Source organism: Devosia sp. MDV22-iso42 (assembly GCF_058629155.1).
In genome coordinates, this window is record NZ_JBZVWR010000015.1 from 41,919 (window position 1) to 57,476 (window position 15,558).

Consider the following 15,558-nt stretch of genomic DNA (forward strand, 5'->3'; position numbering starts at 1 on the left):
GCAAGAGCATGGCCTGTGTCAAACGGCCGACACATACTATGGCTAGCGGCAGGTCAAGGAGTTCCGATGACAGAACGATTCGCAATCTACTATGCCCCGTCCGCGACCAGCGACCTGTGGGAACGCGCCGCCACCTGGCTGGGCCGCGATTGCAGCACCGGCGAGCTGTTCGCCGGGCCGGTGGCCGGCATCGACCGCGACCGGCTGCTCAACCTCACCCAATCGGCCAATCGCTATGGTTTCCACGCCACGCTCAAGGCGCCAATGGCGCTGGTCGAGGGCGCCAGCGAGGCCGACCTGCGCGCCGAACTGAATAAATTCGCCAGCGAACATGAGCCGGTCAATCTGGGCAAACCCCGGCTGGCCGGGCTGGACGGCTTTCTGGCGCTGCTGGTCGATGACAATGACGGGCTGCAGGATCTGGCCGCCCATGTGGTGGAGCGGTTCGACCTGTTCCGCGCGCCGATGTCGAGCAAGGATCGCGCCGCAAGGGCGAGCCGCAATCTCAGTGCGCGCCAGACAGAGCTGCTCGATGCCTATGGCTATCCCTATATATTCGACGAGTTCCGCTTTCACATGACACTGAGCGACCGGCTCGATCCCGCGGCGGCAGCCGAGATTACCCAGGCCGCCACCACCTGGTTCGCCCCGGTGCTCGACGCACCGCTGCTGCTGGACCGGCTGGTGCTCTATCACGAGCCCGATGCCGGCACGCCGTTCAACCGCATTGCCGATTTCAAGCTGGGCAGCGCGCCATGAGCCAGGCCGTCTTCCGCAATGCCCGCATCGTGCTGGCCGACCGCATGATCGAGGGCAGCCTCAGCCTTGCCGACGGCGTCATCGCCGACATTTCCGGCGGCGCCATGGCGCAGGGCGAGGATTTCGAGGGCGATTACCTGATCCCGGGCCTTGTCGAGCTGCATACCGATCACCTGGAAAATCACTATCGGCCGCGGCCGGGGGTGTTCTGGGATCCGATGGCGGCGCTGCATGCCCATGACGTGCAGATTGCCGGCTCGGGCATCACCACGGTGTTCGATGCGGTGCGCATCGGCTCGGATCTCGACCTGCCCGACATGTTCGGCCATGCCCGGGGCATGGTCGAAGCGGTACGCGGAGCGCGCGATGCCGGCTGGCTGCGGGCCGAGCACCTGATCCACCTGCGCTGCGAACTGCCCAGCGCCGATGTGGTCGAGCATTTTGAAGCGCTGAGCGACCACCCCACGACGCGGCTGATCTCGCTGATGGACCATACGCCGGGCCAGCGGCAGTTTACCTCGATGGATGCCTACAAGCTGTTTTACGCCAAGCAGCTGGGCGTCACGCCGGAGGAAACCGAGCGCTATCTGGCCGCCGCCCTGGCCCAGCACGAGCGCTATGCCGGCCCCAATCGGCGGGCTTTGGTGGCGCGGGCGCGGGAACTGGGCCTGGCCATGGCCAGCCATGACGATGCCACCCTGGCCCATGTCGAAGAAGGCATCAACGACGGCGTCGCCATTGCCGAATTCCCCACCACGCTCGAGGCTGCTGCCGCCGCCCATGACGGGGGCCTGGCCATTCTGATGGGCGCGCCAAATGTGGTGCGCGGCAAGTCGCATTCTGGCAATATCTCGGCGACCGATCTGGTGCGGGCGGGACTATTGGACATTCTGAGTTCAGATTATGTGCCCTATGCCCTGCTGCAGGCTGCCTTCGTGCTGCCCGCGCGGGTGGACGGGCTTGGCCTGCCGGCGGCGCTGGCGACGGTGACGGTCAATCCGGCCCGGGCGGCGGGCCTGCATGACCGGGGCGAGATCGCCGTAGGCAAGCGCGCCGATCTGGTGCGGGTGCGGGTGATCGGCGGGCTGCCGATGGTGCGCGGCGTGTGGCGACAAGGCCAGAGGGTCAGCTAGTCCATGGCGCGACCCCTCGGTTCACTGGTGCTGGTGGTTGGCCCTTCGGGGGTTGGCAAGAAGACGATCATCGAGGGGGCACGAAACGCCCTGAACAATGACAAGCGCTTTGTCTTCGTGCAGCGCGTGGTGGCCCGGCCGGCGGGAACAGATGCCGACGAGCATGACGGCATGGCGCCGGAGGACTTTGCCAGAGCCGAGCTCGGCGGGCGGTTCTGCCTGTGTTGGGATGCGCATAACCGGCGCTACGGCCTGCCGATCAGTGTCGATACCGATCTCAGCCTGGGCAAGGTGGTGGTGGCCAGCGTGGCGCGCCATGCCGTCGCCGAGGCCTGTGCCAAATATCCCGGCTGCGCGGTGGTGCTGGTGACGGCAGAAATCTCGCTGCGGGCGCAAAGGCTGATCGGGCTGGGCCGGGAAGGCGGCGACCAGATCACCGCCCGGCTGGCGCGCGAGAGCCCGGCCGTCCCGCGGGGGATAGATCCGATCATCATCGACAATTCCGGCCGGCTGGCCATTGGCGTGACCGCCTTTGTCATGGCTTTGGTCGCCATTTCGTCACAAGTATGAACGCATGATGACCAACGCGGCGGGGATGAACCAAAGCGTGATCGGAGCGTTGTTCCTTTTCGAACAAGCGTCAGGAGTTCTCAATGACCCGCAATGGACTATATGCCGTGATCGCCATCCTGCTGATCGCGATCGTCGGCTTTGCCATCTACTCTTACCAGCAGCAGCAGGCCCAGCCGGGCGTTGAGATCCGCATGAACGAACAGGGAATTTCCATCGATGGCAATGGATAGCGAACCGGGCCTGCGCCGACAGGCCATAGCGACGGCGCTGGCCGCCGAGTTGCAGCGGCAGGGCCAGGACGGGGCGATCGATATCGACGCCCTGGCCGATGCGGTCGAGGTGGCGCTCGACCCGCCGCCGCCCATGGCGGAGGGCAAGCGGCCCAGCGAGCTCAATTCGACCAATGATGACTGAAAGCGCGCCGGAACCCCTGGGTTCCGGCGTTGCTATTTGTGCCTGCGCTCAGGCGGCCGTGCCGGTCTGGCCGACGGCCTGGGACACAGCAAGATGGGCCTGCTCGACGGTGGCAAAGACCTGGCCATCGATGGCAAAGGCGGGCAGCTTGACGGCGAGAAACCGATAGCCGCTCTCATGGGGAACCACGACACCGAGCGGCTCGCCGGCCACTGCAATGACGATGGGCTTGTGGGCCTTGGCCCGGTCTAACTTGCTTTCCTGCATGGTAGAATCTCTACTTGCGTGTCGGGACGACGAGGCGGAATGGGCAGCTGGTGCTCCATCCGGGCCGGCGACGCTTGGGGTCTATCGGATTAGTGAGACGAATGCGTGACGCGTTACATTCGTTTGCTGAGACAGAACCCTTGCCAGCGTTTTACGCTTTGCAGGTGGGTGCGTACGCGCGAGGTACCAGCATGGATGGTGAAGGTATTGGATGGGGTCATCTTCATTCCTTTCCTGCGGGTTGGCGTCGACACAACATCGGTGGTTACCGATGCAATGGGCAAAACATAAGCCCGTTTGCGCGGCAAAGCTAGCACTCCACGCGCCGCAGAAAGCACAAAAGCGGAAAAAACCTGCTCGACTTTCGTCGCAGAACGCAAACCGGACACATTGGCTCATGTTTCGCCACAATGGCGCCGGGCATATGCAAACGTTGCAAACGCTTGTGCTGGGCTGCACAATCTGGTGATGTCGTGGCTCAGAATATGTCTCGCCGGGCAAGGCGAGCCGAGGGGAATCGAGAGTGTCTGAAGACGATATACCCGCCGACAAGGGTTCGCGCGGCGTCAAGCCATCGGGCAAGCCAACGCTCAAGACGATTGCACAGATGACCGGCTTTGCCGTCACCACCATTTCGCGCGCCCTCAACAATGCGCCCGAACTGAGCCAGGAAACGCGCGACCGGGTGCAGAAGGTCGCCGCCGAAGTGGGCTACCTGCCCGACCGCGCCGCCCTGCGGCTCAAGACCGGCCGCACCAATGTGATTGCCCTGGTGCTCGAACCGGACGAGCAGATCTATGGCTTTGGCAGCTCCATCGTGAGCGGGCTGACCGAGGCGCTGCGCGGCACCGCCTTTCACCTGGTCATCACCCCGCTGTTCCGCAATGTGGCGCCGATCGAGCCGATCAAGCATATCGTGCGCAACCGCATGGCCGACGGGGTGATCTTTTCCAAGTCGGAAGCGTTTGACGAGCGCATCCGCTTCCTGATCGACAGTGACTTTCCCTTTGTCAGCCATGGCCGCAGCAACTGGCCGGAGGCCCATCCCTATGTCGATTTCGACAATGAGGCCTATGCCTATGGCGCGGTGCAGCGGCTGGTGGAAAAGGGCTGCCGACGCGTTTCCATCGTGCTGCCCGACAGCGCCCTGACCTATACCGAGCATCTCAAGGCCGGGGTGGCCCGGGCCGCCGCCGCTGCGGGCATCGAGCATCAGTTTGCCGCCGACGTCAATCTGGGCAGCCCGACCGACGCCATCCGCAGCTATGTGATCAAGCGCACCAAGCGCCCGGACGGTCCGGATGGCTGGGTCTGCGCCTCGGAAGTCTCGGCCCTGGCCGTGCTGAGCGGCATTACCGAGGCCGGCCGGACGGTGGGCCGCGACGTGCATGTGGTGACCAAGCAGTCATCGCAGCTGTTTGCGCAGTTCCGGCCGGGCGCCGAGACCGTGTTCGAGGACTTTGCCGGCGCCGGAAGGCTGCTCGGCTCGCTGCTGCTGCGGCGCATCGGCGGAGAAACCGAGGGGCTGCAGGCGCTGCTCGAGCCGGTATTCGACTGGGACGCTAAGCCCTAGCCTTCGAGTTCCTCGCGCAGCAGCTCAAGTTCCATCCAGCGCTCTTCGGCCTTGGCCCGCTTGGCTTCGGCGGCGAGCAGATCCTTGGACTTCTGGGCAAAGCCCTCGGGGTCCCTGGTATAGAAATCGCGGCCACTCAGCGTCGCATTGATGGCGGCGATCTGGGCCTCGATGTCCTCGATCTGCTTGGGCAGGGTTTCAAGGGCATGCTTTTCCTTGAAGCTCATCTTGCGCTTGGCCATGGGCGTTGCTGCGGCAATGGGCGCCATCGACGTCTTGCCGGGGCGGTGCGCCTTGGCGACGCTACGGGCCTGCACGCCCTCGCCCCGCTGGATCACCATGTCGGAATAGCCGCCGGCATATTCGGTCCAGCCGCCATTGCCCTCGGCAATGATGACCGAGGTGGCGACGCGGTCGAGGAAGTCACGATCATGGCTGACCACGACGACGGTGCCGGCATATTCGGAGACCATTTCCTCGAGCAGGTCGAGGGTTTCCAGATCGAGATCGTTGGTCGGCTCGTCGAGCACGAGGAAGTTCGACGGCAATGACAGAGCCCGGGCCAAGGCGACGCGGGCGCGTTCGCCGCCACTGAGCTTGCCGATCGGGGTATTGGCCTGTTCGGGGTTGAACAGGAAGTCCTTCATATAGCCCACGACATGCTTGGGCTGGCCGTTGATCTGCAGCGTATCGGAGCCGCCGCCGGTCAGCGCATCGCGCAGCCGCGTATCGGGATCGAGCTTGGCGCGGCCCTGGTCGAGCATGGCCAGCTCCAGGGCGGAGCCCAGCTTGATGGTGCCGGTGTCGGGCTTGAGCGAGCCGGTCAGCATCTTGATCAGCGTGGTCTTGCCGGCGCCATTGGGGCCGACAATGCCGATGCGGTCGCCGCGCAGCACGCGGGTCGAGAAATCGCCGACAATGGTGCGGTCGCCATAGGTCTTGGAAATGTTTTCGGCTTCCACCACCAGGGCGCCCGAGGTGCGGCCCTCGGCAACCTGCATATTGACCGAGCCGGTGACCTTGCGCTGCTCGCGGCGATCGGTACGCAGGCCGGCCAGGCGCTCCATGCGGCCGACATTGCGCTTGCGGCGGGCGGTGACGCCATAGCGCACCCAGTGCTCCTCGCGGACGATCTGACGGTCGAGCTTGTGGCGGTCGCGCTCTTCTTCCTCGAGCACGGTATCGCGCCATTCCTCGAAATGGCCGAAGCCCTTGTCGAGGCGACGCGTGACGCCGCGGTCGAGCCAGACGGTCGAGCGCGTCAGGTCGCTGAGGAAGCGACGGTCATGGCTGATCAGCACCATGGCCGAGCGCATGGAATCGAGTTCGGACTGCAGCCATTCGATGACGGGCAGGTCGAGATGGTTGGTGGGCTCGTCGAGCAGCAGGATATCGGGCTTGGGGGCAAGCACGCGCGCCAAGGCAGCGCGGCGGCCTTCGCCACCCGAGAGGGTCTTGGGATCCTCGGCGCCGGTGAGGCCGAGCGAGCTCAGCAGATATTGCGCGCGATATTCGTCATCGCCGGGTCCGAGACCGCCTTCGACATAGTCGAGCGTGGTGGCATAGGCGGAGAGATCGGGCTCCTGCGGCAGGTAGCGCAGGGTGGCACTGGGCTCGACAAAGCGCAGGCCGGAGTCATGCGCCACATCGCCCGAGGCGATCTTGAGCAAGGTCGACTTGCCCGAGCCGTTGCGGCCCACCAGCGCGATGCGCTGGCCGGGCGACACAATCAGTTCGGCGCCCTCGAGCAGGGTCGTGCCACCGAAGGTCAGTTTGATATTTTGAAGCGAAAGAAGGGGTGCTGCAGCCATGGCGCGGATAGAGCACAGGACAGGAACAAAGGGAAGGCTGGTTTGCTGCCGCCCTGCCCTGCATCGCCGGCAAGCAAAAAGGCTGGCCAGGGCGTTGAGGACCCTGACCAGCCGGGGAAGACGGTAGCAGCAAGCCCCGTCAACTCGGCGGCGACTGGGGCGGTCGAGAATTCAACCACGGCGTCGCCTCTGATGAAGACAGAGAACCACAAACAATCATGAGTGTCAAACTCATATTAAACCGGGCGATGATCGCCCGGACGCGATGGCGCAGCGGCCTTAGTGGGCCGGCTCCATCACCGCGGCCATGGTGGTGAGGCCGAGGCGGTCGCGAATCGAGCGCTTCTTGCTGGCCAGGTCGGCAATGGTATAGCCGGCCAGGACCTCAAAGAAGGCGCCCAGGGCTTCGCGCAGCGCTCCATTGAGATCGCATTCGCCGATCAGCGGGCAATCGGCGCCGTCCTCGAAGCACTCGGCCAGCGCGAAGTTCTCCTCGGTCAGGCGAATGGTATCGAGCAGGGTGATGTCTTCGGCCGGCTTGCCCAGCTTGATGCCGCCATGGCGGCCGCGCACCGTGGCCAGCAGGCCATTTTCCACCAGCGGCTTGATCAGTTTGAACAGGAACAGCTCGGAAATATTGTAGGCGCGCGCGATATCGGCCACGCGGCTGAGCCCGGGCTCGTTGACGGCACAGTAGACCAGGGCACGGATCGCATAGTTGGACTGGCGGGTCAGGCGCACTTTGGACCTTTCTAAGGGCGGCGGCGGGACTGTGCCGCTGTCCGATAGCTGAATCACGGGATCAGAATGTGGCGCCAGCTTATAATCATTCTAAGATATGTCAATAAACATGATGGGTCGGTTCATGTTTCTTCGCGTAGCCAAACTCTGGACAGCGGCTTAAATTCTTCCTATGAATTTAAGAACGGAGGAGAATAGCAGCGTGACCCAGACCATTACGCGTGCTGCGCTTGTCGAGGCTGCAGCGCGAAGCACAGGATTGGCCAAGGCCGACGTCGCCACGGTGGCCGAGGCGATGTTCACCATGATGGGCGAGGCCCTGATGGCCGGTGAAAATGTCAAACTGACGGCGTTCGGTTCGCTGCAGGTGCGCGAACGCGCCGAGCGGCTGGGCCGCAATCCGCGCACCGGCACGGAACACCGCATCCTGCCGCGCAGCACGGTGGTGTTCACGCCCAGCGCCCAGTTGCGCACTGCGCTGGACCAGAAGGTGGAAAAGCGCCGGTCCGCCCCGGCCGGCGATATTCACCAGAGCGCCTGACAGGACCGGCCGGCCGATCACGGCAGGCCTGCGCCAGATCGTCTCACCGTTGCTGTGAAACGGCTCAATAGCTCTGGCTGTTGGTTTGTGGCGTGTTCGAACCGCAAAAGCGGCGCCAGTCTTGCTGCAGTCGCTCTAGGCAATGGCGATGATCTCGAGCTCGCGGTCGCCCAGCTCGACGATGTCGCCGACCGCCTTGCCGGTCAGGCGCTGGGCCACCGGAGCCACATAGGACATCGAACCCGAAGCCGGGTCGGCCTCGTCCTCGCCGACGATGCGATAAGTCTGCACCACGCCGTCGTCGCGGCGATAGGTCACGCTGTGGCCGAAGGCCACCACATCGGTCGTCGCCGGATGCGGCATGAGCTGGGCGGTGCGCAGCCGTTCGGCGAAATAGCGCAGGTCGCGCAGCGGCCCGGCCCCCTGGCGACGCCGCTCATTGACATCCTCGATGGCGCTGGCGGCGTCATAAGCGGCGCGCGCGGCATCGAACTGCTCCTGCAGGGCGGTCAGCCCGGCGGCGGTGACCAGGTTGGGCGCCGCCGAAATGGGGCGGTCGGGCAGCATGGTTTCGGCCGCCGTCTCGGCACTGTCTTCCTTGGTGAACGCTACACTCACGGCTGATCTCCATCCTGTTGTCTCATGCCTGGCAGGGGCGGCGCGGCTTGTCCAGCCGGGCCCCGGCGTCGCTGCCAGCCGGACACAACGCCCCAGGCGCCGCAGCGAACCCGCCAGGGCGAAAAAAACCGCAGGCGTCAGCGCCACTGCGCGCTGAGGGCGGCCAGCACGTCGGTGCGGCTGATCTGGCCGACAAAGCGGCCCTCGCGCAGCACGGGGAAGCGGCGGAAGGAACTGGCGATCATGGCCTCGGCGGCATCCACCAGATCGAGCTCGGCATCCAGCGTGGTCGGATCGGGCGACATATAGTCGGCGACGACGCCGCCCCATTGCTTGTAATAGGAGGCATTGAGCGCCGCCTTGAGGCAATCGCGCTTGGACAGCACGCCCAGCAGCGTGCCAGCCTCATCCAGCACGCAGGCGCCCGATACCTTGTTGTCGAGCAGAATGGCGACGGCACGCACGATTTCGGTGCCGGGCGAGAGGGTCACCAGATCGACCTTCATGCAATCGCCCACGGTGAGCAGCGGTTCAGTCATGAGACAGCGCCTCCTTGATCCGGTCGCAGCCGGCGCAGGCCTTCTGGCAGTCCTGGCCACCGCAGTCGCGCTGCAGCGGCGGCTTGCCGAAAGCCAGCCCGATGGCCAGGCCCAGCATGGCGAGCGCGACAAGGACGATGGCGGCAAGGATGGTGGACATGGCGGCGCTCCTCAGCTGCTGACGTGACGGGCATAGGCGCGGCTGCCGGTGGCATGCAGGCCGGTCGGCACGCGGTCGAGATAGAGGGCGGCCAGGCCCTGGGCATCGGCAAAGCGCAGGCCGGGCCCGGTGCCCATCACCATCAGGGCGGTGGCCAGTGCGTCGGCGGTCATGGCGCTGTCGGCAAAGACCGAGACCGAGGCCACGGTGTTGTGCAGCGGCTGGTCGGTGCCCGGGTCGATGATGTGGCTATAGCGCCGGCCGGCAACCTCATAGGCATTGATGGCGTCGCCGGAGGTGGCCAGGGCCAGGCCGCCTGTATCGACCACGGCGCGCAGCTTGCCGCCCAGCGGATCGCTGATGCCGATGCGCCAGGGCGCGCCCGTGGGATCGGCGCCGCGGGCGATGACCTCGCCGCCCAGTTCAGCGACGAAAGCGGGGAAGCCGGCAGCGGCAATGCACTGCGCCATGAGGTCGAGCGCATAGCCCTTGGCGATGCCGCAGAGGTCGAGGGTCAGGTCGGGCCGGCTTTTGTGGATGGCCGTGCCGGCGACAGCAAAATCGGCAAAAGTGCCGCTGCGTGTGCCCAGGATCGGGCCGAAGCCGTAGCGGCCGACATCGGGGCCGACGCTGGGGTCAAAGGCGCCCGCGGTGAGGGCGGCAATGCGCAGCGCCTCGGCGGTGACCAAGGCCAGATCGGGATCGACCTCATGCCAGCCGGCCGGGGCGCGATTGAAGCGGGAGAGGGCGCTGTCGGGGCGGAACGGGCTCATGGCGGCGTCCACCCGGTCGAGCAGGGCCTTGAGCTCATGCGCCAGGGCCGTGACATCGCCGGCCAGATGCAGACGGACCTGCCAGGACGTGCCATAGGCGCGGCCGGAAAGGCGGATTTCGTCGGCCTGGCCGGGCAGAGCGGGGAGCAGCAGCGTGGCGGCGGCTCCCAGCAGCAGGCGGCGTCGGGTCAAAGACATGGCTAGCTCCCGAAATCGTCGTTGAAGATGGCGGTGCGCTCGACGCCGCAGGCATCGAGCATGGCATAGACGGCGCCGATCATCAGGGGCGGGCCGCAGAGGTAATATTCGCAGTCTTCGGGGGCCGGGTGATCCCTGAGATAGGCGCGCAGCACGACATCGTGGATGAAGCCGACCTGGCCGTCCCAGAGGTCGGCCGGGCTCGGCTCGGAGAGCGCCGGCACGAAGCGGAAATTGGCGTGGCGGCGGGCCAGCTCCTCGAACTGGTCGGCATAATAGAGCTCGCTGCGGCTGCGGGCGCCATACCAGAAGCTGATGGTGCGCCCCGAGGCGCGGGCTTCGAGCTGATCGTGGATGATGGCCCGCAGCGGCGCCATGCCGACGCCGCCGCCGATGAAGATCATTTCCTTGCTGGTGTCGGTGGCGCCGAAATGCCCATAGGGGCCGGAGATGGCGACGCTGTCGCCCGCGGCCAGGCCGAACAGGTAGGACGAGACGATGCCCGGCATCACGTCCGGGCGGGCCGGGGGCGGCTCGGCCAGGCGGATATTGAGCACGATCCTGCCCTGGTCCTGCGGCCGGTTGGCCACCGAATAGGCGCGGGTCACCGGTTCGGTACTGTGGACGGCAAGCCGGCGCAGGCCGAGGCGCTCCCAATGGGCGGCGTGCGGCGGCGCCAGGGCGATATCGGCAAAGTCGAGCCGGTAGGGCGGCGCGGTCACCTGCACGAAGCCGCCCGGACGCAGGGCAAAATCCAGTCCCGCCGGCGGCGCCAGCACGATTTCCTTGATCAGCGGCGTGAGGCTGATGCTCGAGACCACCGTGCAGTCAAAGCGCGTCACATTGAGGATGTCGTCGGGCACGGTGACGGCGAGCGGGCCGCGCACCACCACCTGGCAGGCCAGCCGGACATTGTCCCGGAGCTCCTGGCGCGACAGCAGTGCCAGTTCGGTCGGCAAAGCCGGCTCGGCGCCCGTCACCGTGACCCGGCACAGGCCGCAGCTGCCGGCGCCGGCGCAGGCGGAGGGTACGGCTATGCCATTGGCATTGAGCGCCTCGAGCAAGTGCAGATTGGTCAGCGTCTCGATCGGACGGTCGCCATTGAGGGTGATGGTCACCGGGCGGGACGGCAGCAGCACGGCGCGCACCAGCAGCAGCAGGGCGGCCAGAATGACGATGAGCAGGACGGTGAACCCGGCGGCGACAAGAATCTCCATCACAGCACCCGCACGCCGACAAAGGCGGAAAAGCCCATGGACATGAGACCGGCGACGATGAAGGCAATGCCCAGCCCTTCGAGCCCCCTGGGCACATTGGCATAGCGCAGGCGCTCGCGGATGGCCGCCAGGGTGACGATGGCGAGGGCCCAGCCGATGCCGGTGCCGAGGCCAAAGACCACGCTTTCGGGCAGGTCGAGCTGGCGCTCGACCATGAACAGGCTGCCCCCCAGAATGGCGCAGTTGACCGTCAGCAGCGGCAGGTAGATGCCCAGCGCGCGATGCAGGCCCGGCACGAAGCGGTCGAGCAGCATTTCGAGCACCTGCACCAGGGCGGCGACGATGGCGATGAAGGTGATCAGGCGCATGAAGCCCAGATCGGTATCGGGCAGGCCCAGCCAGGCCAGCGCGCCATCGGCCAGGATATGGGTATAGAGCAGGTTGTTGAGCGGCACGCTGATGGCCTGCACGACGATAAGCGCCAGGCCGACGCCAAAGGCAGTCTCGATGCGCCGCGACACCGCCAGAAAGGTGCACATGCCCAGGAAGAAGGACAGCGCCAGATTTTCCTCAAAGATCGACCGCTGGAAGAGCTCGATCATGTGCGGGTCTCCCGCGGCGCATGACGCAGCACGAATTCGCGCCCTTCAGCCAGGTGCGGCCGCAGGCTGCGTATGGCCCAGATCAGCAGGCCCAGGATGATGAAGGCGCTGGGCGCCAGCAGCATCAGGCGCAGCGGCTGGTACCAGCCGCCATCGGCCACCAGGGGCAGCAGGTTGATGCCGAACAGGCTCCCCGAGCCGAACAGTTCGCGGATGAAGGCGACCAGCAGCAGCACGGCGCTGTAGCCCAGGCCATTGCCCAGGGCGTCGAGCATGCTGGGGCCGGGCGGGTTGTGCAGGGCAAAGGCCTCGGTGCGGCCGAGCACGATGCAATTGGTGGCGATCAGCGAGACGAAGACCGTCAGCCGCTGGCTCATCTCATAGGCAAAGGCGCGCAACAGCTGGTCGGCGACGATGACCAGGGCGGCGATGATGGTGATCTGGACGATCAGCCTGATGGCGCCAGGAATATGCGCGCGGATCAGGCTGATGATGCCGGCCGCGGCAACCAGCACCAGGGTCAGGGCGATCGACATGGTCAGGGCCGTCGACATCGCGGTGGTGACGGCCAGCGCCGAGCAGATGCCCAGAATATGGACGGTGACGGGATTGTTCTCGACGAGCGGATCGGTGAGCGTGCGCAGACTCTTGATCATGGCGTGTCTCCTGCCCGCAGGCGTTCGAGAAAAGGACCATAGCCGGCCGGGCCGAGCCAGAACTGGACCATGTCGGTGACGGCATAGCCGGTGACCGAGGCGCCCGAAATGCCCGCAACCTCATGGGGGCCGCTGGCGTCGCCGCGCACCACTTCGATGACCACCGCGCCATCCTGGGCAAGCTGCTTGCCGGCCCACTGGGCCTGCCAGTCCGGCTCGGTGATGCGGCCGCCCAGGCCGGGGGTTTCGCTCTGCTCATAGACGGTGAAGGCCGCCACGGTATCGAGGTCACCCTCCAGCGCCAGATAGGCCTTGATCATGCCGCCATAGCCGGCGCCGCGCACCGGCAGCACGAGCAGAGCCAGCGCCCCGTCGCGGCGCACGATATAGACCGGGGCAATGTTTTCGCGCCGCCCGAGCCCGGCAAAGTCCTCGGCCCGCGATAGTTCCGTGCTCATGGCGGGATCGGCGGCGGCGGCCAGCGGGTCATAGCTGGCCGGGTCGCGGTCGCTGACCAGGGTGCCGCTGGCCAGGTCGACCAGTTGCAGATCGACCGCCCCGGCGCCGGTCTCGGCCAGGATGTCGCCAATGCCGGGCAGGTCGGCCAGCATGGCGGCCATACGGGCCTGCCGCTCGGCGTCGACATTGGCGGCGATCAGCGGACGCAGGCTCACGGCCGCGGTCGAGATGGCAAGGCCGCAGACCAGGGCGACGAGAAAGGCCACGCCCAGCGTCTTGCCACGATCGCCATTGGGACGGGCGAGGAAGCGTTGCCAGGGGCCGCGGGGCGCTTGATCAGCCATGACGCCGCTCCTGGATACGTTGGTGAGCCATGATGACGAGGCGATCGAGCAGCGGGGCGAAGATGGCGCCGAGCAGGGTGGCAAAGACCATGGCGCCAAAGCCCGGCCCGACCTGGCCGAAGAGGCTGGCGAGCAGGCCGAGCAGCGCGCCATAGGCCCAGCGGCCCGGATTGGTCGATGCCGAGGCGACCGGATCGGCCCCCAGGTAGAGCAGCACCAGCAGCACGCCGCCCGGCGCCAGGACCGTCCAGGGCTCGGCATTGCCGGCCAGAGCTGCCAGCAACAGCAGCGTGCCAGCAGCGGACAGCAGCAGGCGCCAGGCAGCTTGACCGCTGGCCACCATGAGGAGCAGCGCCGGCAGCAGAGTCCAGGCCGCCAGATCGGGGCCGGTGCGGTAGTCCTGGTCGGCAAAGGAAAAGGTCAGGAAGGCCAGTGCGACCACCGCGGGATGCAGGAAGGAGCGGCCCCGCCCGCCAAACACCTGTTCGCCGATCACGACACCAAAAGCCGTGCCCAGGACCAGCTGGTAGAGCGGCGCTTCCGCCGGCACGGCAAGGGCGATGACGATCGCGGTGACCAGGCCATGCAGGTCAACACTGTGCCGGCGCAGCACGGCAAAGGCCAGCTGCAGGCCCAGCACGACAGCCGCTATCAGCGCCAGCCGCCCCCACAGGCCAGCGCCCTGGGCAAGCGTCAGCATGAGGAGGGGCAGGGCCAGACCGAGCAGGGCCGGCAGCGCACTGCGGCCCCAGATCTGGCCGAGCGGCTCGCGACGCGCAATGGTATCAGCGGTGCCGATCATGGCTGGGGCGCCAATTCATCGAGCACGACCCGCAGCATGGTGCCGTAATCGGCGCCGGCGCCATCGACATGGGAGAGCAGCGCCATGTCGTCCTCGACCAGAGCCAGCGCGCCCAGCTGGCGCGCCATATCGACATCGCCGGTGCTGAGCGCGCGCAGCAGGAGAATGGGCAGGATGCCGGGCGGGGCAACGCGCTCATGCACGCCATTGGGGATGAGGGCGGGAATGCCCGCGCCCATCCAGGCCTGCAGCCGATGCAGCAGCGGCGGCAGCGGGGCGGCAGGCGCGTGATGGTGCAGGGCAAAGACCTGCAGATGGTCGCGCGCCAGAAAATCCTGCACCCGCCCGTCCAGCGCCGAGCCGGAATAGAGCCGCACGGCCGGCTGGACCAGCCGGCCGGCGGCCAGATCGTGCAGGCGCGCGCCCGGGGGCACGCGCAGCAGCACCGGGTCGGTGACGGCCGGCCCCGAAAGCGCAATGATGCGGGTGGTCCAGACCTGCCCAGTTACCAGCAGATGGCCCAGCGCGATGACGTCGGCATAGCCGATCTGCCAGACCACGCCGGGGGTGCGGCTGACCGGGTGCAGGTGATGGATATGGGTGCCCGGCAGACCGGCAGGGTGCGGGCCGGCAAAGCCGACCGGGGTGATATCGCTCAGCGGCGCCGGGCTGTGCGCAGCCTCGTGACACAGATAGCAGGGGCCGGGCGTCAACAGACGCAAGGCCGCGGCGCCACGCTGGAACCAGGGCAGGTGTTCGGCGATCACCATGGCCGCATCGGCGGCGTGCGGCCGGCTGTCCATAGCGGTGAGAAACAGCGCTGCCGGCGTGGCCTCGAGGTCGGCCGGCCGGCCAAAGGGGCGGCTCAGAATGCCAGCCCAGAGCCCGGAAGCATGCAGCAGGCTGACAAGCGCGGAGCGGTCAAGGGTCGTGGGCAGGGGGAAGTCCACGCCGGCCGCGTCCCCGACGGCGATGGTCACCGCCTCGATGCTGCGGCGGGGGCCGCGCCTGACCTCGCCGACCGTGCCGGCAGCCGGCGCCACCACCAGTCGTTCAGGCTGCCGGCGGTCGCGCAGCACTGGCTGGCCCGCCTGCACCCGGGCGCCCGGCACCACCAGCGGCTCCAGCCGCAGGCCGGGATAATCGCTGCCCAGGACGGCCACCGCGGTCACCGCCACCGTTTCATCAATGACCTGCCGGGGCGCGCCGGCATAATCAAGGTCGAGCCCCTGGCGGATCCGCACTGCCCTGTGGCCACCTGCCATGCCGTGGTTTCCCATCCATCCGATTTGTTCTCTGCCAAGAGGTTAACAGTGCAGGGCGCGGAAAAATTGATCTGGATCATGGCGGGTTGCGGTTTTGGCCCTACACTGCCGCG

General features: G+C 66.6%; 20 protein-coding genes. 7 read left to right on the forward strand and 13 right to left on the reverse strand.

Annotated features, from left to right (window positions below):
* The first annotated feature begins 66 nt into the window (after positions 1 to 66).
* From AC4NN3_RS18005 to AC4NN3_RS18025, 5 genes are all read left to right on the forward strand, one after another.
* Positions 67 to 759: a DUF1045 domain-containing protein gene (locus tag AC4NN3_RS18005; RefSeq protein WP_491928468.1), complete on the forward strand. Its 693-nt coding sequence runs from the start codon at positions 67 to 69 to the stop codon at positions 757 to 759.
* The gene (locus tag AC4NN3_RS18010; RefSeq protein WP_491928469.1) at positions 756 to 1,892 is read left to right on the forward strand and encodes an alpha-D-ribose 1-methylphosphonate 5-triphosphate diphosphatase; all 1,137 of its coding nucleotides are present in this window, start codon (positions 756 to 758) and stop codon (positions 1,890 to 1,892) included. Before AC4NN3_RS18005 ends, AC4NN3_RS18010 begins: the two co-directional genes overlap by 4 nt.
* 3 nt (positions 1,893 to 1,895) lie before the next feature.
* Positions 1,896 to 2,462 (forward strand): ribose 1,5-bisphosphate phosphokinase PhnN, encoded by a 567-nt coding sequence (locus AC4NN3_RS18015; RefSeq protein ID WP_491928470.1) that lies wholly within the window; start codon positions 1,896 to 1,898, stop codon positions 2,460 to 2,462.
* 83 nt (positions 2,463 to 2,545) lie between these two features.
* Complete coding sequence (locus AC4NN3_RS18020; protein ID WP_491928471.1) at positions 2,546 to 2,695, forward strand: hypothetical protein; 150 nt, start codon at positions 2,546 to 2,548, stop codon at positions 2,693 to 2,695.
* Positions 2,682 to 2,879: a hypothetical protein gene (locus tag AC4NN3_RS18025; RefSeq protein ID WP_491928472.1), complete on the forward strand. Its 198-nt coding sequence runs from the start codon at positions 2,682 to 2,684 to the stop codon at positions 2,877 to 2,879. The genes AC4NN3_RS18020 and AC4NN3_RS18025 overlap by 14 nt, the downstream gene beginning before the upstream one ends.
* A gap of 48 nt (positions 2,880 to 2,927) precedes the next feature.
* Here AC4NN3_RS18025 and AC4NN3_RS18030 read toward each other — a convergent pair whose 3' ends face one another.
* The gene (locus tag AC4NN3_RS18030; protein WP_491928473.1) at positions 2,928 to 3,146 is read right to left on the reverse strand and encodes a hypothetical protein; all 219 of its coding nucleotides are present in this window, start codon (positions 3,144 to 3,146) and stop codon (positions 2,928 to 2,930) included.
* 523 nt (positions 3,147 to 3,669) lie between these two features.
* On the opposite strand from AC4NN3_RS18030, the gene AC4NN3_RS18035 reads away from it, so the two are divergent.
* A complete protein-coding gene (locus AC4NN3_RS18035) occupies positions 3,670 to 4,719 on the forward strand; it encodes a LacI family transcriptional regulator (RefSeq protein ID WP_491928474.1) in 1,050 nt (349 codons plus the stop codon).
* Here AC4NN3_RS18035 and AC4NN3_RS18040 read toward each other — a convergent pair.
* Both AC4NN3_RS18040 and rirA read right to left on the reverse strand, forming a co-directional pair.
* A complete protein-coding gene (locus AC4NN3_RS18040; protein WP_491928475.1) occupies positions 4,716 to 6,530 on the reverse strand; it encodes an ABC-F family ATP-binding cassette domain-containing protein in 1,815 nt (604 codons plus the stop codon). The genes AC4NN3_RS18035 and AC4NN3_RS18040 overlap by 4 nt on opposite strands.
* Before the next feature lie 279 nt (positions 6,531 to 6,809).
* Complete coding sequence (gene rirA / locus AC4NN3_RS18045) at positions 6,810 to 7,271, reverse strand: iron-responsive transcriptional regulator RirA (RefSeq protein ID WP_491928476.1); 462 nt, start codon at positions 7,269 to 7,271, stop codon at positions 6,810 to 6,812.
* Positions 7,272 to 7,473: 202 nt separating this feature from the next.
* On the opposite strand from rirA, the gene AC4NN3_RS18050 reads away from it, so the two are divergent.
* The gene (locus AC4NN3_RS18050; protein ID WP_491928477.1) at positions 7,474 to 7,812 is read left to right on the forward strand and encodes an HU family DNA-binding protein; all 339 of its coding nucleotides are present in this window, start codon (positions 7,474 to 7,476) and stop codon (positions 7,810 to 7,812) included.
* Positions 7,813 to 7,947: 135 nt separating this feature from the next.
* Here the strand turns inward: AC4NN3_RS18050 and greA are convergent, their stop codons facing one another.
* From greA to AC4NN3_RS18100, 10 genes are all read right to left on the reverse strand, one after another.
* Entirely contained in the window at positions 7,948 to 8,430 is a 483-nt protein-coding gene (gene greA / locus AC4NN3_RS18055) for a transcription elongation factor GreA (RefSeq protein WP_491928478.1), read from the reverse strand.
* Positions 8,431 to 8,567: 137 nt separating this feature from the next.
* Positions 8,568 to 8,969 (reverse strand): CBS domain-containing protein, encoded by a 402-nt coding sequence (locus AC4NN3_RS18060; protein WP_491928479.1) that lies wholly within the window; start codon positions 8,967 to 8,969, stop codon positions 8,568 to 8,570.
* Entirely contained in the window at positions 8,962 to 9,129 is a 168-nt protein-coding gene (locus AC4NN3_RS18065) for a hypothetical protein (protein WP_491928480.1), read from the reverse strand. The genes AC4NN3_RS18060 and AC4NN3_RS18065 overlap by 8 nt, the downstream gene beginning before the upstream one ends.
* Positions 9,130 to 9,140: 11 nt before the next feature.
* The gene (locus tag AC4NN3_RS18070; RefSeq protein WP_491928481.1) at positions 9,141 to 10,100 is read right to left on the reverse strand and encodes an FAD:protein FMN transferase; all 960 of its coding nucleotides are present in this window, start codon (positions 10,098 to 10,100) and stop codon (positions 9,141 to 9,143) included.
* Between the two features lie 2 nt (positions 10,101 to 10,102).
* The gene (nqrF, locus tag AC4NN3_RS18075; RefSeq protein WP_491928482.1) at positions 10,103 to 11,317 is read right to left on the reverse strand and encodes an NADH:ubiquinone reductase (Na(+)-transporting) subunit F; all 1,215 of its coding nucleotides are present in this window, start codon (positions 11,315 to 11,317) and stop codon (positions 10,103 to 10,105) included.
* Entirely contained in the window at positions 11,317 to 11,919 is a 603-nt protein-coding gene (nqrE, locus tag AC4NN3_RS18080; protein WP_491928483.1) for an NADH:ubiquinone reductase (Na(+)-transporting) subunit E, read from the reverse strand. Before nqrE ends, nqrF begins: the two co-directional genes overlap by 1 nt.
* Positions 11,916 to 12,575 (reverse strand): NADH:ubiquinone reductase (Na(+)-transporting) subunit D, encoded by a 660-nt coding sequence (locus tag AC4NN3_RS18085; protein WP_491928484.1) that lies wholly within the window; start codon positions 12,573 to 12,575, stop codon positions 11,916 to 11,918. Before AC4NN3_RS18085 ends, nqrE begins: the two co-directional genes overlap by 4 nt.
* Positions 12,572 to 13,378 (reverse strand): NADH:ubiquinone reductase (Na(+)-transporting) subunit C, encoded by an 807-nt coding sequence (gene nqrC / locus AC4NN3_RS18090; RefSeq protein WP_491928485.1) that lies wholly within the window; start codon positions 13,376 to 13,378, stop codon positions 12,572 to 12,574. The genes AC4NN3_RS18085 and nqrC overlap by 4 nt, the downstream gene beginning before the upstream one ends.
* The gene (locus AC4NN3_RS18095; RefSeq protein ID WP_491928486.1) at positions 13,371 to 14,180 is read right to left on the reverse strand and encodes an RnfABCDGE type electron transport complex subunit D; all 810 of its coding nucleotides are present in this window, start codon (positions 14,178 to 14,180) and stop codon (positions 13,371 to 13,373) included. The genes nqrC and AC4NN3_RS18095 overlap by 8 nt, the downstream gene beginning before the upstream one ends.
* Positions 14,177 to 15,445, reverse strand: coding sequence for an NADH:ubiquinone reductase (Na(+)-transporting) subunit A (locus AC4NN3_RS18100; RefSeq protein ID WP_491928487.1), 1,269 nt, complete (start codon positions 15,443 to 15,445; stop codon positions 14,177 to 14,179). Before AC4NN3_RS18100 ends, AC4NN3_RS18095 begins: the two co-directional genes overlap by 4 nt.
* Positions 15,446 to 15,558 lie beyond the last annotated feature (113 nt).